This is a genomic window from Pseudomonas sp. Pseusp21, from assembly GCF_059492145.1.
Map to the genome: position 1 here is coordinate 4388051 of NZ_CP168520.1, position 18130 is coordinate 4406180.

Here is an 18130-nt window from a genome sequence, read left to right on the forward strand (position 1 = left end):
ACCCGTTGACGCGGTGAATGCGTCGCCGCGCGCTTGCAGAGTCAGCGGCGGCGCATCAGAGCGATGAAGAACAGTCCGCCGAGGGCCGCGGTGGCAACACCGATGGGCAGGTCTTCGGGGGCGATCAGTGTGCGTGCGGCGACATCCACCCAGACGAGGAAAACGCTGCCGAGCAACAGGCACACCGGCAGCAGACGCCGATGCTCGGCACCGATCATGCGCCGGGCAATGTGCGGCACCATCAGCCCGACAAAACCGATGGAGCCACTGATCGACACCAGCACTCCGGTCATGAGCGAAGCGATCACGAACACCCGCAGGCGCACCGCCCGGGCATTCAGGCCGAGGGTGACGGCGGTCTGCTCGCCGGCCATCAAGGCGTTCAGCGGGCGGGCCATGCCGATCAGCAGAATCAGTCCGAGCAACACACTGAGCGCCGGCACCGCCAACAACTCCCAGCGCGCCAGACCGAGGCCGCCGAGCATCCAGAACATCACCGCTGAACTGGCGCGGTGATCGCCCATGAACAACAGCAGGTTGGCGATCGCCATCATCACGAACGAAACGGCCACGCCGCACAGCAGCAGACGATCACTGTCCAGCCGACCCTGCCGGTTGGCGATGCCCAGCACCAGAAACATGCTCGACAACGCGCCGATGAACGCCGCAATCGGCAAGGTCAGCAGGCCGACGATTTCGCCGACGTGCAGCACCACGATCACCGCGCCGAGGGTGGCGCCGGAGGTGACGCCGAGCAGGTGCGGATCGGCCAGCGGATTGCGCGTCACCGCTTGCAGTACCGCGCCGATCAGCGCCAGCCCGGCACCCACCAATGCACCGAGCAACATGCGCGGCACACGAATCAGCCAGACGATGTGTTCCTGGCCGGCGCTCCAGTCCGGTACGCCGAGGCCGAACAGTTTGTGCAGCAGAATTCGCCACACCACGTCCACCGGTACTCGCGCCGGGCCGAAGCCCAGCGACACCACGCACGACACCAGCAGCACGGCACCGAGGGCGATCAGCAGCAGCGCATAGCGACGATCGATCATTCGCCGTGGAAACCTTTGGCCAGGGTTTCCACCGCCAGCACGTTGTCGATCCCCGGCGTGGCCTGCACGTAGGGGATGACGATGAAGCGCTGGTTCTTGATCGCGTCCACCGATTGCAGCGCCTTGTTCTTCAGCAGGAATTCAATCTTCTGCTCGGCGGTGATTTCGCTGTAGTCGACGATGACGATCACCTGTGGATTACGCTCCACCACGGTTTCCCAGTTGACCCGGGTCCAGCTCGCTTCGACGTCATCGAGAACGTTGCGCCCGCCGGCGGCGTCGATCAGCGCTTGCGGCATGCCGAGGCGGCCGGAGGTCATGGCGCGGTCTTCGCCGCTGTCGTACAGGAACACCCGTGGTTTCTCGGCGGGCAGGTCTTTGCGAACGGCGGCGACCTGACTTTGCATGTCGGCGATCAGCGCGTTGGCGCGATCCTGCACGTCGAAAATCTTTCCGAGGTTGCGCAGGTCGTTGTAAGTGTCGTCCAGCGTGGCGGCCGGGCGCTTCATCACGAAGGCGCAGGACTCGGTCAGTTCATACACATTGATGCCCAGCGGTTGCAGGGTCTGCGGCGTGAGATCGCCGCCGACGCGCATGCCGTAATCCCAGCCGGCGAAGAAGAAATCGACGTTGGCGTTGAGCAACGTTTCCACCGACGGGTACTTGGCCGCCAGTTCCGGCAGGCCATCGAGCAGCGACTGCAATTCAGGTGTCACCGACTTCCAGCCACTGACGCCGCTGTAGCCGGCCATCTTCGACTTGAGGCCGAGGGCGAGCATCATCTGGGTCATGTTGATGTCGTGACTGACCGCGTGTTTCGGTGCTTGCTTGAAGGTCACTTCACGGTTGCAGCTCTGGATCGTCAGCGGGTACTTCGTGGCCTCGGCGAAGGCGTGGGTGGTGCCCAGCAACAGGGCGAGGCAAAGCAGGGAGCGCACAGTCATGGTCGGGTTATCCAGGTGATTCGCGGGTAGCCGTGGAGGGGGTGTGGATCGATCAATGCTTCGACGCCGAACACGTCGCGCAGCAATTCAACAGTGAGGACTTCTTGCGGCGTGCCGCTGGCTACGATGCGACCGTGGTTGATCACATACAAACGGTCGCAGAACGCGGCAGCCAGGTTCAGGTCGTGGATGCTCGCCAACGTGCCGATCTGCAAACGCTTGACCAGTTGCAGCAGTTCCAGCTGATAGCGCGGGTCGAGGTGGTTGGTCGGCTCGTCGAGGATCAGCAGTTGCGGTTGCTGGGTCAGGGCCCGGGCGAGAATCACCCGCTGTTTTTCACCGCCGGACAGTGTGGCGAACGCGTGATCTTCGAAGCCGTCGAGGCCGACGGATTTGAGGGCCTGGGTGGCGAGATTGCGATCGTCCAGCGTGTCGCCGTCGAACAGGCCCTTGTGCGGCGTGCGGCCCATGGCGACCACTTCTTCGACGGTCAGGCCGAAGGCGTCGGGGAATTCCTGCAGCACCACGGCGATGCGTTGCGCACACCAGCGTGAGGATTGCTTCCAGACGTTATGGTGGTCGAGTTTGACCTCACCGGTTTCCGGCTGACTGAAGCGGTAGGCGCAGCGCAACAGGCTGGTCTTGCCGCTGCCGTTGGGCCCGATCAGCCCGACGAACTCACCGGCGGCCACTTGCAGCGAGGCGTCACGCAGCTGGAACTGGTGATGACAGTGGCCGTGGCCCAAAGGTGTCCAGGCGAGATCGGTGAGGGACAGTGAGGTCATTTCGTTCCTGTTCTAGAAGGTGTAGTCAGCCGTGACAAAGAACGAACGAGGCTCACCCAGAATCCACTGCTGGCCCTCATTGTATTGGCTTTGCGCATATGTCCGGTCAAACAGATTGTTCACCTGCAACCCCAGCGTGGTGTTGCGCAGGGCTTTCCACGACAGCGTTGCATCGACCACGGTGTAGCTCGGCAGCTCGTTGCGGTTGGCCATGTCGGCGTAGCGCGCATCGACGTAGCGCACACCGGCACCGGCTTTCAGGTCATCGGTCAGCGCCTTGCTCAGCCACAGATTGGCAGTGCGGCGTGGCACGTCCACCGGGCGATTGCCGTTGCGCGACACCGGCACGCCGTCGACCACTTCTTCAAAATCGTCGTACTTGGGTTTGACGATGGCGGCGTTGGCTTGCAGTTGCCAGGCGTGCGGCAGTTGCAGATCGAGGCTGGCTTCCAGGCCGTTCGACGATTGCTGGCCGACCTGCTGCTTGAGCGTCGGGTTGCCCGGATCGTCGGTCAGCAGTTTCTTCTTCACGATGCGATACGCCGCCAACGTGAACTCGCCACGCTGATTCCAGAACAGTTGCTTCATGCCGATCTCGGTCTGCCGCGCGGTCGACAGGTCATATTGCTGCTGGCTCGGGCTCAGGGAAATCAGACCGCCGATGCCATCGGTGCTGGTGGCGACCTGGCCGTAGAACGAGGTGTCCTGGGTCAGCGCGAACACCAGCCCGGCCTTCCAGTTGTTGCCGGTCAGGGTCTTGTCGCTTTGGCTGCCATCGACCAGATTGGTGCGATCCACATGCACGTAATCGCGACGTACGCCGGTCACCAGCGACCAGCGCTCGCTCAGTTGCGTGCGGTTTTCGGCGAACAGCGACATCTGTCTGGTGGTGCTGTCGAACTGATCGCGATACGGATCGGCGCTCTCGAAATAACCGGTTTGCGGGTGATAGCGATCCAGCGGCTGGCCGTTCGGCAATACGTCGTTGAACGGCGAGTTGCTGTCGAGCTGGAAGCGAATACGGTTGTAGTCGACGCCGGTCACGGTCTGGCTGTCGAGGCCGAACAGCGAGTGCTTGAAGGTGAAGGTCTGGCGGTCGCCGAGCTGTTCCTGTTTATGGCCGATACCGAAGTAACCGCTGCGGCTGAGTTGCTGACGGTCAGCGTCGAAGTTGTAGTTCTCTGCGTTCTGCCAGCGGCGTTGGGCCTTGAGGTAGTACAGCTCGTTGCTGGCGCTGACCGCCTCGTTGATCTGCCAATCCGTGGTCAGGCGCGTCCATTGATCGTTGTAGTGCTGCTTGTCGTCGCGCACGTTGTAGTTCTTGTTGCGCAGGCTGTCTTGCAACTGGCCGTTGATCAGTGGCGTACCGAAGTAGTTTTGCGGGCGCTGATCGCCGTAATCGTGGGCGAGGGTGAAGGTCAGGTCGTCGGTCGCCTGCCAGCGCAGGGCGGCGCTGATGAAGTCGCTGGATGAGTCGCCGCGATCGACCCAGCCGTTGCCGCGCAGGCGGTTGAGGTTGAGGCGGTAGCTCAGGGTATCGGTCAGCGAGCCGCCGCTGTCGAACGCCTGTTGCTGGCGGTCGAGCGAGCCGTAGCCGACCCGCACATGGTTTTCGATTTCGCCTTCGAACGGCTTCTTCGGAATCACGTTGACCACCGCGCCCGTTGCACCTTCGCCGTACAGCACCGAGGCCGGGCCGCGCAGCACATCGACGCGCTCCACCGACCAGGTGTCGACCGGGAACGTCACCGTGCCCATGCCGGTGTACATGCGGTTGCCGTCATACAACTGCATCACCGAACTCTGCCCGGTAAAACCCCGGGCCTGCAACGAAGTGCCGCCATCGCCTGGCGTGCCGGTGCGGCTGATGCCGGTGCTGCGCGACACCGCGTCCTGCACGCTGCGATCGCCACGGGCGCGGACCTGTTCACCGCTCAGGCTTTCGACACTGGCCGGGGTTTCCATGGCCGTGAGGTTCAGGCGCGAGCCGGCGCTGGTCGGCGTGGTCAGGCTGACGGTCTGGTCTTCATTGGCCGGGGCGGTGATGGTGCCGGTGGGCAGCGTCAGCGGGGCGTTGTCGGCGTGGGCGCTGTTGTTCAGGGCGAACAGACAGAGGCTGGACAAGAGGTACTTGTTCATCGGGGCGGTGAATCACTTCTTCAAAAGAAAAGCCCGCCGGCTCATGACAATGCATGGCCGCGGGCAGAGCAGCAAATTTGCGTTATACAGTAACACTAAAAAATGCCGGAGTTTAAGCCCCGGCAGTTTAAAGATCTGTCTAAACCGCGCATCTCGCCTGTTTCATGATGAAGTTGAGGCAGATTCAGTTTGCCGGCCCAGACGCGACAACAGCAGCCGATCCAGCAACCACACCACTACCAGCGAAGCCCCTACCAGCGGAAACACCACCGCCAGCACCAGCATGATCGCCACCCCGGTTTTCCATTTCGGCAGATCGTGGCGCAGCGGCGGCACGCCGAATTTGCCCTGGGGCCGACGCTTCCACCAGATCACCACACCGCTGACGGCGCTGAGCAGAATCATCAGGCAGATCAGCAACACGATGATCTGGTTGAAGGTGCCGAACATCTTGCCTTCGTGGAGCATCACGCCGATCTCGGTAGCCCGGGCAACAGCGCCGTATTGCTCGAAGCGCACATCGGCGAGGACTTTGCCGGTGTACTGATCGATGTGCAGGGTCGCGTCGTTGCGTGGGTCGTCGGCGAACACGGCGATGGTGAACACGCCGGTGGCGGTGGTCGGCATTGTGATGCTGTAGCCCGGCTCGACCTTGCGCTCGATCGCGATGTTCTGCACGTCCTGCAGGCGGATGGTCGGTGCAGCGGGGCCGTGTTGCATGCCGCCGTGGGCCATGTGTTCGGCGTGGTCGCCGGACATCGGCATCGGGGTGTTTTCCATCGCCCACGGTACGGTCTGGCGCGCGGCGTTGTTGAGGCTGCCGGCCTCGACATCGGAAGTCGGCACGTTGTCCCACATCGCCGCCGGGAACACGTTCCATACCTGGGCGTACTGCTTGCCCCAGAAACCGGTCCAGGTCATGCCGCTGAGCAGCATCACCAGCAGCAATGCCGCGCCCCAGAATCCGGTAACGGCATGCAGGTCACGCCACAGCACGCGGCCGCGACTGCTCAAACGTGGCCACAGAATCCCCGCGGCCTGACCTCGCGGCCACCACAGGAAAACCCCGGACACCACCAGCACCACGCCCCAGCCGGCGGCCATTTCGATCAGTCGGTCACCGACGGTGCCGATCATCAGTTCGCCATGGATCGCCCGGGCGATGGCTTGCAGGTTCTGCCTGGCATCCTGCTCGCCGAGGATGTCGCCGTGGTACGGATCGACGAACACGTTCAGCTCATGGCCGGCATTGACCACGACAAACTGCGCGCTGCGCTCGGCATTCGCCGGTGGCAGGTACTGAGTGACCTGGCCCTGTGGATAAGCGCTTTTGACCTTTTGCAGCAAGTCGTCGGCCGGCACCGTGTGATGCCCGGCCGGGACGTTCAGCAGGCTGCTGTACATCAGCGAATCGAGTTGCGGCTTGAACAGGTAAATGATGCCGGTCAGGGCCAGCATCACCATGAATGGGGCGACGAACAATCCGGCATAAAAATGCCAACGCCAGGCCAGGTTGTAGAAATTCGGTTTGGGCTGTTTCATCACGTGTGCTCCGCTTGGCTTGGATCTTCTCGTTGTCTGTTGCCGCCCGCTCCCTGAAGGGAGCGAGCGCCCTTGAGGGTTAGAAACTCATGTCCACCTTGGTCCAGAGCGTGCGCCCCGGTTCATTGATCGCTTGCGGGTCGTTGGCCGGGTAGCCGAACCCGGCGTTGCCCGCCAGGTTCAGGTGTTCGGCGTAAGCCTTGCCGAACAGGTTGTCGACGCCGGTACTGACCTTCCAGTGTTTGTTGATCCGGTAGGCACCGTTGAGCGAGAACACGCCGAAGCCTGAACTCTTGTCGTAATCCTTGCCGACCACGTTGCCCTTGTTCTGGTCGATACGGTTTTGCGCGGCGACCACCCTCCACAGTGCGCCGGCGCTCCAGTTGTCTTCGCTGTAGGTCAGGCCGAAGCGCGCATCCAGCGGCGGCATCTGCGGCAGGGCCTTGCCGTCGCTGCTGTTCTTGCCCCAGGCGTAGGCCAGGGTCGCATCGGCTTTCCAGTTGTCGGTGAGTTTGTAAGCGGCACCGAGTTCACCGCCCATGATCCGCGCGTCGATGTTCTCGGCGCGGGAAGTGCTCATGCCCATCATCGTCGGGGTGTAGTCGAACAGGATGTAGTCGCGCACCACGCCGAAGTAGCCCGAGGCCCACGCTTCGAGGTCGGCGTCCTTGTAGTTCACGCCGAAGTCGAGCTGAGTGGTCTTTTCCGGCTTGATCGAATCGAACGCATTGAGCGAACCGGCCGGGCCGGACTTGGGCGAAAACAGCTCCCAGTAATCCGGGAACCGCTGCGCGTGGCCGAGGCCAGCGTAGAGCGTGGTCGGGCTGTCGGCCAGGTCGTGCTCGAAACGGATGAAACCGCTCGGCAGGGTGTCGGCGCGGGTATCGCCAGCGGTCGGGTTCGGCCGGGACATCATTCCCGAGCCGGTGGTCTGGCGATAATCCCTGGCCGAGGCACGGTCGACCCGGGCGCCGGTAATCAGTCGGTCGCGATCGTCGGCGTACCAGGTCATTTCGCTGAACACGCCGTAGTTATGGAAGTCGGCGTCCTTGGTGAACGGCTGATCCTTGTAGGTATCGATGCCCATGCCGCTGCGCTGCCGGTGTTCATTGGTCTGCGCATCGAGGCCGGTGATCAGCTGGATATCGGCCCAGCGCCAGGTCGCCTTGATCCGCGCGCCGAGGGTACGGCGGTCGACGTTGGACGCCATCGGTCCCGCCATCATCCCGGTGCCGGACGGCGTGCGCAGGGTGTAGTTGTCCATCACGTGGTCGGCGTAGTTGTAGTAGACCTGCGCTTCGAGCTTCTCCAGCACGTCGCTGATGTTGGATTTCTCAAAACGCAGACCGAGGCTTTCACGCAGGAATTGCGAGCCGTCCATGCCGCGCCCGGCATAGCGTGCTTCGCCGTCGCCCTTGCCGGCGGTGAGTTCGATCAGGGTGTCGGCGTCCGGGGTCCAGCCCACCGCCACGTCGCCGTTCCACTTGTCATAGCGCGAGGCAACGCTGTCGTTGTTGCCGTCGCGGTAGTCGTCGGAATGCGCGGTGTTGCCGATCACCCGCACATAGCCGAGCGAGCCGCCGGCCGCTGCATCGACGACTTTGTCGAAGCGTCCGTGGGAGCCGGCCAGCACGCTGGCGTTCACGCGGGTGCCGAGCTCGCCGAAGCTTTCCGGTTCACGGTCGAACAGGATCGTGCCGGCCGACGCGCCCGGTCCGTAGAGCACGGTTTGCGGGCCTTTGATCACGGTGAGTTTGTCGTAGGTCTCGGGCGAGATGTACGAGGTCGGCGCGTCCATCCGGCCGGGGCAGGCGCCGAGCATCATGCTGCCGTTGGTGAGGATGTTCAGGCGCGAACCGAACATGCCGCGCAGCACCGGATCACCGTTGGTGCCGCCGTTGCGCACCAGGGCGAAGCCGGGAATGGTCTTCAGGTAGTCGCCGCCGTCGCTGGCCGGCACCGGTTGGCGCGGGTCTTTCGGGTTGGTGACGATGGTCAGCGGCGAGCTCGGGGCGATGGCGGTGATCACCGTCGGACTCAGTTCGTCAGCATGGCCGGCGTGTTCGTCGGCGTGGACCAGCGGGGACAGCAGGACGCCGCAAAGGACGGCGGTAGCGTGCCTGAAACGAACGCGGGATTCGTTCAGGGCAAAGGACGCCGGGGCAGAACCCGGGCGTGGCACAGCAGAAAACCTGGACATGACAATTTCCATCAAACAGTCGTAAACGACACGGCCGGCAGCCTGAAGCTGTCTTCTCAACCGTGTGCAATCAGCGGTGGGGGTTTACGCTGCGACGGGCGGGGCGCGGGTGCGGGCGCCGGGGAATAAGGTCTGGCGGGCATGGCCCAGACGCGGGGAGGGTGGGGTGAAGGTGTTGACCAGTGGAATACTGAAGGTGGCGAAGCTGCCGCCGCCGGTCAGCGCCGGGCAGTTGAACAGCAGGCTGCAATAACCGCATTTTTCCCATAGCACATGGTGCGAGGATTGCGGCGGACAGTGTTCGGCGGTGGGTTGCGCGGTGTGCCCGGAGTGATCCATCCCCGCCATGTCCATCGACATGTCCATGTTCATCGGCATGGAGGTCGAGGCGTGCTGATCCATCGGCATCGACTGGGAAATCAGCGGGCCGATGAAAATCATCAACATGGCGAACAGGGCGATCCAGCTGCCGCGGGTCAGGTGTTCAGTCTGACGGCGTTGCAGGGAGGTCCTGGCGCTCAGGGGGCGCATGGACGGAGTCTGCCGGAACGGTTACTGGGCGTGCGCGTGGGCTTGCGTGGCTTCCGGTGGCTTCTTCTGCACGGCGACTTCGACGGTCACGTCACCGGCCTTTTCAAAGTGCATTGTCAGGGGAAAGCGTTTGCCGTCGGTCAGCAGACTGCGGTCGGTCGGATTCATCAGCATCACGTGATAGGCCATCGGCGCGAAGGTCACGTTTCCACCGGCCGGAATGGCCACGTTCGACACCTGTTGCATCTTCATCAGATCACCCTGCATCACGTGCTCGTGCAGTTCGGCCGTCGGGGCGATTGGGGAGTCGACGCTGAGCAGGCGGTCAGCTGTCTTGCCGGCGTTGTGAATGATGAAATACGCGGCAACGGTCGGCGCGTTCGGCGGCAGTTCCTGCGACCACGGGTGGGCGATTTCCAGCTCGCCGGCCTTGTATTCGTGGGCATGGGCGAAGCACGCAGGCAGCAACAGCGCAGCGATGACGATGAGTTTGTTCAACATGGCAGTTCTCCAGAACGATTTGAAACGCAGGTCAAATGCGGGAACAAATCAGACCAGAGGAGAGGCGCGGGGATTGAGGCTCGGCCATTGCTGGCGCGGTGTCGGGGTTTGCAGCAAGGCGGGCGCCACGCTGCGATTGCTTTCGTATTGAGCGAAATACAGCTGCGGCGAATGCCCCGGCAACGCCACCACCGGCGCCGATCCGGAACAGCACCAGCAATGCTGCATGGTCGAATGATGGTCACCGCTCTGCGGCGCTTTCTGATCGAGGCTGCCGATGTCGATCGCCACCATCTTCGTCCCGCTGCCGGTGCAGAAACTGCTCCACAGCAACTGCTCGGCCGGCGTCTGCGCCGCCTGCGCCATCGCTCCCGTCAACGGCATGGCGAGCATGTTGAACAGCACTGCAAAGCAGGCGATCCAGGCAAATGCGAGCCGGTGTCGGTTCATGGGACAGGTCCGTAGGGTGGGCGATCAGGCGCGGCTATTTAGCCTGATCAGGGCCGATAAGTAAAAAAGCGTCGTGCGGTTTGGTGTCGCAGCGATCTTTCAAGAGAGTGTAGCGGCTCGAATTTGCATTGCATGGGACTTGCATCAACAACTGAAGCTATCGCGAGAGGAAAAAGCTCCGTCCTGATCAAGGTTTTTCAAGAGCCGAGACGGCGTCAGCAACCGTCCAAAACTCCCGATCAACCCTCGCCAACACCGGCCGCTTCAACACCATCACCGGAACCCCAAGCGCCCTCGCCACTTCCAGTTTCGGCTCGGTTGCGGTGCTGCCGCTGTTCTTGCTGATCAGCACGTCGATCTGCCGGCGTTCGAACAGCGCCCGCTCTTCTTCCAGTAGAAACGGTCCACGGGCGCCGATGACTTCGCAGCGTTCGTTGCCGGGGTAGACGTCGAGGGCGCGCAGGGTCCAGAACTGGTGCGCGGGGATTTCGTCGAGGTGTTGCAGCGGTTCGCGGCCAAGGGTGAACAGGGGGCGGCGGAAGGGTTCGAGGGCGGTGAACAGTTCGGCCCAATCGGCGACTTCGCGCCAGTCATCGCCCGGCTTTGGTTGCCACGCGGGGCGGCGCAGGGCCCAGCAGGGGATGCCGGTGAGTTGCGCGGCGGTGGCGGCGTTCCGGCTGATTTGCGCGGCGTACGGATGGGTCGCGTCGAGCAAAAGTGTGATGCCTTCAGCGCGAATGAACTGCGCCAGACCTTCGGCGCCACCGTAGCCGCCGACGCGCACCTGACACGTCAGATCGGTCGGCACCCGGCCGACGCCGGCCAGGCTGTAGATGTGCTCCGGTCCCAACGTGCGCGCGATGGCCAGCGCTTCAGTCACGCCGCCGAGCAACAAGATTCGCTTCATACAAAGGCTCCCGCATGGCCAACGATGCCGCCCTGACGATCAATCGCAAACACCTCGACCTGCACCTGCGCCGGCACCACGCTACGGGCGAATTCCAAAGCATGGCGGCAGACTTCATCGCCCAGGGCAACACCCGCCGCACGGGCCATCGCCAACGCCTGCTGACTGGTATTCGCCCCGCGTATGGCTAGCTGCAAGGTGTCGTCGGCGCCAATTGCCGCCGCCCACTCGGCCAGTTGCGGCAGGTCGATGCTCGAATGACGCGAGTGCAGGTCCATGTGCCCGGCCGCCAGTTTGCTGATCTTGCCGAAGCCGCCGCACAGGCTGAGTTTCTCCACAGGTACTTTGCGCAGGTGCTTGAGCACGGCGCCGACGAAGTCGCCCATTTCGATCAGGGCGATTTCCGGCAGGTTGTAGACCTGGCGCATGGTGTCCTCACTGGCGTTGCCGGTGCAGGCGGCGATGTGCAGGTAACCGTTGGTTTTCGCCACGTCGATGCCTTGATGGATCGAGGCAATGTACGCCGCACAGGAAAACGGCCGGACGATGCCGCTGGTGCCGAGGATCGACAGGCCGCCGAGAATGCCCAGACGCGGGTTCATGGTTTTCAGCGCCAGGGCTTCGCCGCCCTCGACATTGACCGTCACCTCGAAGCCGCCGCGATAGCCGGTTTCTTCGGCCAGCAAAGTCAGGTGATCGCTGATCATCTTGCGCGGCACCGGGTTGATCGCCGGTTCGCCGACGCCCAGCACCAGCCCCGGCCGAGTGACGGTGCCGACGCCTTTGCCGGCAATGAAGCGGATTCCCGGCTCGGCCATCAGCCGCACTCGCGAATAAAGCAGGGCGCCGTGAGTCACGTCCGGATCATCGCCCGCATCCTTGATGGTTCCGGCTTCGGCGCCGTCTTCGGTCAGCCGGCAGAACTCCAGACGCATCTGCACCTGCTTGCCCTTGGGCAACACGATCTGCACGGCATCCGCCACCACGCCGCCGAGCAGCAGACGGGCAGCGGCGAGGCTGGTGGCCGTGGCACAGCTGCCGGTAGTCAGGCCGCTGCGCAGGGGCGCGGGTTGTTCAGCGGTTTCGTCACGCATCGAGGGGTTTGACCAGATCGAGCAGGGTGATCGGCAAGGCCTGGCGCCAGGTGTCGAACTCGCCCAGCGGTTGCGCCTGGGCGATGTGGATGCGGGTCAGTTCGCCGCCGTGGCGTTCGCGCCAGCTCATCAAGGTCATTTCACTTTGCAGGGTCACGGCGTTGGCCACCAGTCGGCCTCCGGGTTTGAGGTGTTCCCAGCAGGTGTCGAGCACCCCTTCGCGGGTCACGCCGCCGCCGATGAAAATCGCATCCGGTCGTTCCAGCCCGGCGAGCGCCTGCGGGGCGCTGCCGCGAATCAGTTGCAGGCCAGGAACGCCCAACGCATCGCGGTTGTGTTCGATCAATTGCTGGCGACCGTCGTCAGCCTCGATGGCCAGTGCGCGGCAGCTCGGGTGAGCGCGCATCCACTCGATGCCGATCGAACCGCTGCCGGCGCCGACGTCCCACAGCAGTTCGCCCGGGGTCGGGGCGAGACGGGCGAGGGTGATGGCGCGCACGTCGCGCTTGGTCAGTTGGCCGTCGTGCTCGAAGGCCGAGTCCGGCAGGCCGGCGAGACGCGACAGGCGTGGTGTCTGCGGATCGGCCAGGCACTCGATGGCGATCACGTTGAGGTCGGCAATGAGCGGATCGTTCCAGTCGTTGGCGGTGCTGTCGATCCGGCGTTCGGCGCTGCCGCCCAGATGCTCCAGGACGCTCAGGCGACTGGCGCCGAATCCGCGTTCACGCAGCAACGTGGCAACCGCCGCCGGGCTCTGGCCGTCATTGCTCAGCAGCAACAGGCGCACGCCGCTGAACAGTTGCGCATTGAGGGCCGCAAGAGGGCGAGCCACCAGCGATAACACGCTGACGTCCTGCAACGGCCAGCCTAGTCGGGCGGCCGCCAGCGAGCACGAAGACGGCGCCGGCAAAATCAGCATTTCGGCCCCCGGCACCTGCCGCGCCAGACTTGCGCCAACGCCGTAGAACATCGGATCACCGCTGGCCAGCACGCACACGGCTTCACCGCGACGCTCGAGAACCGGGGCCAGGGAGAACGGGCTCGGCCACAACTGGCGCTCGCCACGGATGCACACCGGCAACAGCTCCAGTTGACGCTGACCGCCGATGATCCGCGAAGCGCCCATCAAGGCGCGCCGGGCATTCTTGCCCAGGCCCTTGAAGCCGTCTTCACCGATTCCTACTACTGTCAGCCAGGGTGACATCTGTAGCCCTCAAAAAAGTGTCCGCAAACGCGCCGTTCCGACGGGCAGACTTTTCATGCCGTCGGACAAAGCAGGCATAATACCGCGCCTTCGCCCGCGAAGCGCCTTTCCCACAGAGCTGCCAGCCCTTGAACGAACGTCCGATGTCCAACGCCATACGCCCCTCGGCCTGCCCGGGGTTGCTGCGTATCGTCCAGGCGCTGGATGGCGGTATCTGCCGGATCAAGCTCGATGGCGGTTCGATCACCGCCGATCAGGCCGATGCGGTGGCCAATGCCGCCGAGGGGTTTGCCGGCGGGGCGATCGAGGCGACCAATCGGGGCAATCTGCAGATACGCGGGATTGGCGAGCAGTCCGCCGCGCTGATCGACAGCCTGCTGGCCGCCGGTCTCGGGCCGCGAACCGCAGCGGGCGACGATGTGCGCAACCTGATGCTCAGCCCCGCCGCCGGCATTGACCGACAGATGCGCTTCGATACCCGTCCATTGGCCGGGCAGATCCTCGAGACCCTGCAAAGCCATCCGCGCTTCCATGAGTTGAGCCCCAAGTTCGCCGTGCAACTGGATGGCGGTGAAGCGCTGGCGATGCTCGAACATCCCCATGACCTGTGGTTGTCGGCATTCGAAGATCGCGGCGACACGCTGCTGGCGTTCGGCCTGGCGGGTTGTCCGACGGATCGACCGCTGGCGGCTGTGGCGCTTGCGCACGGACATGCGCTGGTGGTCGCGGTGCTGGAGTTGTTCCTCGAACTGGCCCGTCCGGAGCAGACGCGAATGCGCCATCTGCTGGATGAATGCCCGGCGCCGGTTTTCCTGGAAAAGCTCGGTCAGCGGATCAATCTGAAGTCAGCCGCTGATTGGCAGCGCGAAGCCGGACCGGAAGGTTTGCACCTCGGCATCCATCCTCAGCCATCGGCTGGTCAGGTCTATGTCGGTGCCGCACCGGCGCTCGGCCGCCTTGATCCGGACATGCTGCGTGGTGCCGCGCAACTGGCCAGAACCTTCGGTGATGGCACCCTGCGTTTCACCCCTTGGCAGAGTCTGTTGTTGCCCGATGTGCGGGAAGCCGATGCGGTTCAAGTGCTCGACGAATTGAGCAAGCTGAACCTGCTGACCCATGTCGAAGATCCCTTGGCGCAACTGATCGCCTGCACCGGCTCCAAAGGCTGCGGCAAAGGCCTGGCCGACACCAAACACGATGCCCGCCGGCTGGCGACGCTGTTGCCACATGCCGTGGATGTGCACCTGTCCGGCTGCCCGCGTTCCTGCGCCGCCGCGCATCGGGCTGCGGTGACTCTGCTGGCGGTCGGCCCCGGTCACTACGATCTCTATTTTCGCGATGCAGCCCTGCCGGGTTTCGGCGCGCTGCACGCTCACAACCTTACTATCGAAGCGGCGGCGAAATTGCTCGCCGCCCGCTCACGGAGCCCCCTTGATGCTTGATTACATCCGCGACGGTCAGGAGATCTATCGCAACTCCTTCGCGATCATTCGCAGCGAGGCCAATCTGGCTCGCATCCCGGCCGACCTGGAAAAACTCGCGGTGCGGGTGATCCACGCCTGCGGCATGGTCGAGGCCATCGACGGGCTGCAATTCTCCGAAGGCGCCGGCAAGGCCGGGCGCGATGCGCTGGCCGCCGGTGCGCCGATCCTGTGCGATGCGCGGATGGTTTCCGAGGGCGTGACCCGTGCGCGCCTGCCGGCCAACAACCAAGTGATCTGCACCCTGCGCGATGACAGCGTGCCAGAGCTGGCGCGCGAGCTGGGCAACACTCGCTCGGCAGCGGCACTGGAACTGTGGCGTCCGCATCTGGAAGGCAGCGTGGTGGTGATCGGCAACGCGCCGACCGCGCTGTTCTATCTGCTGGAAATGCTCGACGCCGGCGCCCCGAAACCGGCGCTGATCCTCGGCTTCCCGGTGGGCTTCGTTGGCGCCGCCGAATCCAAGGCCGAGCTGGCTGCCAACAGCCGTGGCGTGCCGTTCGTGATCATGCAGGGCCGCCTCGGCGGCAGCGCCATGGCCGCCGCTGCGGTCAATGCCCTCGCCACGGAGATCGAATGATGCAGGCTAAAGGACGTTTGATTGGCCTGGGCGTCGGCCCCGGTGATCCGGAACTGATTACCGTCAAGGCCCTGCGCCTGCTGCGCGAGTCGCCAGTGGTGGCGTACTTCGTGGCCAAGGGCAAGAAGGGCAACGCCTTCGGCATCATCGAAGCGCACCTGCAGGACGCGCAGAACCTGCTGCCGCTGGTGTACCCGGTGACCACCGAAGTGCTGCCGGCGCCGCTGTCCTACGAGCAGGTGATCAGCGACTTCTACGATGACGCCGCCGAGGAAGTGGCCGCGCATCTGGATGCCGGCCGCGACGTGGCGGTGATCTGCGAGGGTGATCCGTTCTTCTACGGCTCCTACATGTACCTGCACGATCGTCTCGCCGGCCGCTATGAAGCCGAAGTGGTGCCGGGCGTCTGCTCGATGCTCGGCGGCGCTTCGGTGCTGGGCGCACCGCTGGTGTATCGCAATCAGAGCCTGTCGGTGCTGTCCGGCGTGCTGCCTCACGATGAACTCAAGCGCCGTCTGGCCGATGCCGACGCTGCGGTGATCATGAAGCTGGGGCGCAACTTTCCAAAAGTGCGCGACGTGTTGGCAGAGCTGGGCCTGGCCGAGCGTGCGCTGTATGTCGAGCGGGCGACCATGGCCAACCAGAAAATCGTGCCACTGGATGAGGTCGAGCCGATGTCGTCGCCGTACTTCTCGCTGATCATTGTGCCCGGCGAACGGTGGCAAGGCTGATGACTCATTCCACACCGGCCATCGTCATTCTCGGCCAGGGCGCGCTGGACACGGCCCGTCGCCTTCAGCAGGTCTATCCGGGCGCAAAGATTCACGGGCTCAATGGGCGCGTCGAAGGCGCCGACCTGACTTACAGCGAGTTCGGCGCAACCCTGCGCGAGCTGTATAAACAGGACACGCCGATCATTGCCTTGTGCGCGGCCGGCATTGTCATCCGCACCCTGGCGCCGCTGTTGCTGGAGAAAGGCGTGGAGCCAGCGGTGCTCGCTGTGGCAGAAGACGGCAGCGCCGTGGTGCCGCTGCTCGGTGGCCTGGGCGGGGTGAATGTCATGGCCCGCGAGATTGCGGCTGCACTTGAAGTGGCAGCGGCGATCACCACCAGCGGCGAGTTGCGTTTCGGCACTTGCCTGCTCAATCCTCCCGGCGGTTATGCCCTTGGCGATCTGGAGCAGGGCAAACGCTTCGTGTCCGATCTGCTCGCCGGCCACAGCGTGCGCATCGACGGTGCCGCGCCGTGGCTTGAGCAGGCGCAACTGCCGGAAGATCCACAGGCGCAGCGCTCGATTCATGTGGGCAGCGATGCCCGCGCGGCGAGCGCCAGTGAGTTGCTGATTTATCCACGCAGTGTGGCGGTGGCGGTCGCTGCCGATGTGGCCGGTCTGCCGGATGCGATTCGCGATGCGTTGCAGCAGGCCGGTGTAGCGATTCAATCGCTGGCCTGTCTGGTGGCGGCTGATACTCAGATGGCCAGTCCGGCGTTGCGTGAAGCCGCGCTTGAACTGGCTGTGCCGTTGCGCTTTGTCGCGCCGGTGAGTGACATCGGTGAGCTGGTTCGCGATGCAGTCCCCGACGCTCGAATCATCACAACATCCCGCGACATTGCCATCGCCGTGGCCGAACAGCCGCTGGATGTTTCGCAGGTCGGCCGTCCACGCGGACGTCTGGCCGTCATCGGCCTCGGCCCGGGCGCGGCAGAGCTGATGGTGCCGGCGGTGAAAGCCGAACTGGCCCGCGCCACCGATGTTCTGGGTTATGAAACCTACGTGCGCATGGCCGGCCCGTTCCGCGACGATCAGGTGCAGCATTGCACCGACAACCGCGAAGAAATGCAGCGTGCCCGTCACGCCTTCAGGCTGGCCGCTCAGGGTCGTTCGGTGATTGTGGTTTCGTCCGGCGATCCGGGCGTGTTCGCCATGGCGGCGGCGGTGCTCGAAGCGTTGCACGAGTCGACGGATCCGGCGTGGCACAGCGTCGATCTGGAAATCCTGCCGGGTGTATCCGCTTCACTTGCTACCGCTGCTCAGGCCGGTGCACCCCTGGGCCACGACTTCTGCGTGATGTCGCTGTCGGACAACCTCAAACCGTGGTCGATCATCGAAAAACGTCTGGATCTGGCCGCCGAAGCGGATCTGGCATTGGCGTTCTACAACCCGATCTCCCGTGCCCGTCCCTGGCAGTTGGGGCGCGCGCTGGAAATTGTCGCGCAACACCGTGTGCCGCAAACACCGGTGGTGCTGGGCCGTGATATTGGTCGTCCGGGGCAGACGCTGCGGGTGACGACCCTTGGCGCATTGACACCGGAGCAGGTGGACATGCGTACGATGGTGCTGATTGGTTCGTCCACCACCTGCACCTTCCCTCGCGCCGAGGGCGGAGAGTGGGTGTATACGCCGCGTTGGTATGGTGAGAAGCCGGTCAGTTGATCACGGTGTGGTTGCCAGTTGTTGCAGCCGCTTATAGATATAAATAACAGGGCCTCGAATAAAAGTTCGCGGCCCTGTCTGTTTTTGTCTGGGTTGCAGGTGTTCGTACTTGATGATTGTTAAATTTTCTCTATGGGTGTTGTTGGATATTTCTGTAGAAATTCTTTGAATGGCTTCCTGTTTGTTTGTGAGATTTTTTTGTACTAGTTTTCCGTTCTGAAGTTGTGAGGATTGATTTTTATTTGCCATGAGCTGGATGTTTCTGGCGAGGTTTTTCTGTGTTCGA

At 63.6% G+C, this 18130-nt stretch carries 16 protein-coding genes; 4 read left to right on the forward strand and 12 right to left on the reverse strand.

Annotated elements, in window-relative coordinates; genetic code table 11:
• Positions 1-41: 41 nt before the first annotated feature.
• From ACEN93_RS19930 to cbiE, 12 genes are all read right to left on the reverse strand, one after another.
• Positions 42-1052: a FecCD family ABC transporter permease gene (locus ACEN93_RS19930; protein ID WP_103386775.1), complete on the reverse strand. Its 1011-nt coding sequence runs from the start codon at positions 1050-1052 to the stop codon at positions 42-44.
• A complete protein-coding gene (locus tag ACEN93_RS19935) occupies positions 1049-1996 on the reverse strand; it encodes an ABC transporter substrate-binding protein (RefSeq protein ID WP_495610415.1) in 948 nt (315 codons plus the stop codon). The genes ACEN93_RS19930 and ACEN93_RS19935 overlap by 4 nt, the downstream gene beginning before the upstream one ends.
• Complete coding sequence (locus ACEN93_RS19940; RefSeq protein ID WP_495610416.1) at positions 1993-2781, reverse strand: ABC transporter ATP-binding protein; 789 nt, start codon at positions 2779-2781, stop codon at positions 1993-1995. The genes ACEN93_RS19935 and ACEN93_RS19940 overlap by 4 nt, the downstream gene beginning before the upstream one ends.
• A gap of 12 nt (positions 2782-2793) precedes the next feature.
• Entirely contained in the window at positions 2794-4920 is a 2127-nt protein-coding gene (locus ACEN93_RS19945; protein ID WP_495610417.1) for a TonB-dependent receptor, read from the reverse strand.
• A 162-nt stretch (positions 4921-5082) separates the two neighbouring features.
• Positions 5083-6462: a PepSY-associated TM helix domain-containing protein gene (locus tag ACEN93_RS19950; protein ID WP_414881334.1), complete on the reverse strand. Its 1380-nt coding sequence runs from the start codon at positions 6460-6462 to the stop codon at positions 5083-5085.
• A gap of 79 nt (positions 6463-6541) precedes the next feature.
• Positions 6542-8662, reverse strand: a complete 2121-nt coding sequence (locus ACEN93_RS19955) for a TonB-dependent copper receptor (protein WP_495610418.1) — start codon at positions 8660-8662, stop codon at positions 6542-6544.
• Positions 8663-8746: 84 nt separating this feature from the next.
• Complete coding sequence (locus ACEN93_RS19960; RefSeq protein ID WP_495610419.1) at positions 8747-9193, reverse strand: DUF2946 domain-containing protein; 447 nt, start codon at positions 9191-9193, stop codon at positions 8747-8749.
• Between the two features lie 21 nt (positions 9194-9214).
• On the reverse strand, positions 9215-9694 hold the full coding sequence (locus ACEN93_RS19965; RefSeq protein ID WP_103386781.1) for a copper chaperone PCu(A)C: 480 nt from the start codon (positions 9692-9694) through the stop codon (positions 9215-9217).
• Between the two features lie 48 nt (positions 9695-9742).
• Positions 9743-10144: a DUF2946 domain-containing protein gene (locus ACEN93_RS19970; protein ID WP_495610420.1), complete on the reverse strand. Its 402-nt coding sequence runs from the start codon at positions 10142-10144 to the stop codon at positions 9743-9745.
• A gap of 187 nt (positions 10145-10331) precedes the next feature.
• Positions 10332-11051: a cobalt-precorrin-6A reductase gene (locus ACEN93_RS19975; protein ID WP_495610421.1), complete on the reverse strand. Its 720-nt coding sequence runs from the start codon at positions 11049-11051 to the stop codon at positions 10332-10334.
• Positions 11048-12145 (reverse strand): cobalt-precorrin-5B (C(1))-methyltransferase, encoded by a 1098-nt coding sequence (locus tag ACEN93_RS19980; protein ID WP_414881330.1) that lies wholly within the window; start codon positions 12143-12145, stop codon positions 11048-11050. The genes ACEN93_RS19975 and ACEN93_RS19980 overlap by 4 nt, the downstream gene beginning before the upstream one ends.
• Positions 12138-13349 (reverse strand): precorrin-6y C5,15-methyltransferase (decarboxylating) subunit CbiE, encoded by a 1212-nt coding sequence (gene cbiE, locus ACEN93_RS19985; RefSeq protein WP_074689679.1) that lies wholly within the window; start codon positions 13347-13349, stop codon positions 12138-12140. Before cbiE ends, ACEN93_RS19980 begins: the two co-directional genes overlap by 8 nt.
• A 143-nt stretch (positions 13350-13492) precedes the next feature.
• Here cbiE and cobG point away from each other — a divergent pair, with 143 nt between their 5' ends.
• The 4 genes from cobG to cobJ are packed head-to-tail and all read left to right on the forward strand — an operon-like array spanning position 13493 to position 17844.
• Positions 13493-14791: a precorrin-3B synthase gene (cobG, locus tag ACEN93_RS19990; RefSeq protein ID WP_285412980.1), complete on the forward strand. Its 1299-nt coding sequence runs from the start codon at positions 13493-13495 to the stop codon at positions 14789-14791.
• Entirely contained in the window at positions 14784-15410 is a 627-nt protein-coding gene (locus ACEN93_RS19995) for a precorrin-8X methylmutase (RefSeq protein WP_011332253.1), read from the forward strand. Before cobG ends, ACEN93_RS19995 begins: the two co-directional genes overlap by 8 nt.
• Positions 15407-16141: a precorrin-2 C(20)-methyltransferase gene (locus ACEN93_RS20000; protein ID WP_414881328.1), complete on the forward strand. Its 735-nt coding sequence runs from the start codon at positions 15407-15409 to the stop codon at positions 16139-16141. The genes ACEN93_RS19995 and ACEN93_RS20000 overlap by 4 nt, the downstream gene beginning before the upstream one ends.
• Positions 16141-17844, forward strand: a complete 1704-nt coding sequence (gene cobJ, locus ACEN93_RS20005) for a precorrin-3B C(17)-methyltransferase (RefSeq protein WP_495610422.1) — start codon at positions 16141-16143, stop codon at positions 17842-17844. The genes ACEN93_RS20000 and cobJ overlap by 1 nt, the downstream gene beginning before the upstream one ends.
• Positions 17845-18130 lie beyond the last annotated feature (286 nt).

Coding starts and splice junctions, on each gene's coding strand:
- ACEN93_RS19930 (WP_103386775.1), bottom strand. CDS start 1,052: ATGATCGATCGTCGCTATGCGCTGCTGCTGATCGCCCTCGGTGCCGTG.
- ACEN93_RS19935 (WP_495610415.1), bottom strand. CDS start 1,996: ATGACTGTGCGCTCCCTGCTTTGCCTCGCCCTGTTGCTGGGCACCACC.
- ACEN93_RS19940 (WP_495610416.1), bottom strand. CDS start 2,781: ATGACCTCACTGTCCCTCACCGATCTCGCCTGGACACCTTTGGGCCAC.
- ACEN93_RS19945 (WP_495610417.1), bottom strand. CDS start 4,920: ATGAACAAGTACCTCTTGTCCAGCCTCTGTCTGTTCGCCCTGAACAAC.
- ACEN93_RS19950 (WP_414881334.1), bottom strand. CDS start 6,462: ATGAAACAGCCCAAACCGAATTTCTACAACCTGGCCTGGCGTTGGCAT.
- ACEN93_RS19955 (WP_495610418.1), bottom strand. CDS start 8,662: ATGTCCAGGTTTTCTGCTGTGCCACGCCCGGGTTCTGCCCCGGCGTCC.
- ACEN93_RS19960 (WP_495610419.1), bottom strand. CDS start 9,193: ATGCGCCCCCTGAGCGCCAGGACCTCCCTGCAACGCCGTCAGACTGAA.
- ACEN93_RS19965 (WP_103386781.1), bottom strand. CDS start 9,694: ATGTTGAACAAACTCATCGTCATCGCTGCGCTGTTGCTGCCTGCGTGC.
- ACEN93_RS19970 (WP_495610420.1), bottom strand. CDS start 10,144: ATGAACCGACACCGGCTCGCATTTGCCTGGATCGCCTGCTTTGCAGTG.
- ACEN93_RS19975 (WP_495610421.1), bottom strand. CDS start 11,051: ATGAAGCGAATCTTGTTGCTCGGCGGCGTGACTGAAGCGCTGGCCATC.
- ACEN93_RS19980 (WP_414881330.1), bottom strand. CDS start 12,145: ATGCGTGACGAAACCGCTGAACAACCCGCGCCCCTGCGCAGCGGCCTG.
- cbiE (WP_074689679.1), bottom strand. CDS start 13,349: ATGTCACCCTGGCTGACAGTAGTAGGAATCGGTGAAGACGGCTTCAAG.
- cobG (WP_285412980.1), top strand. CDS start 13,493: ATGTCCAACGCCATACGCCCCTCGGCCTGCCCGGGGTTGCTGCGTATC.
- ACEN93_RS19995 (WP_011332253.1), top strand. CDS start 14,784: ATGCTTGATTACATCCGCGACGGTCAGGAGATCTATCGCAACTCCTTC.
- ACEN93_RS20000 (WP_414881328.1), top strand. CDS start 15,407: ATGATGCAGGCTAAAGGACGTTTGATTGGCCTGGGCGTCGGCCCCGGT.
- cobJ (WP_495610422.1), top strand. CDS start 16,141: ATGACTCATTCCACACCGGCCATCGTCATTCTCGGCCAGGGCGCGCTG.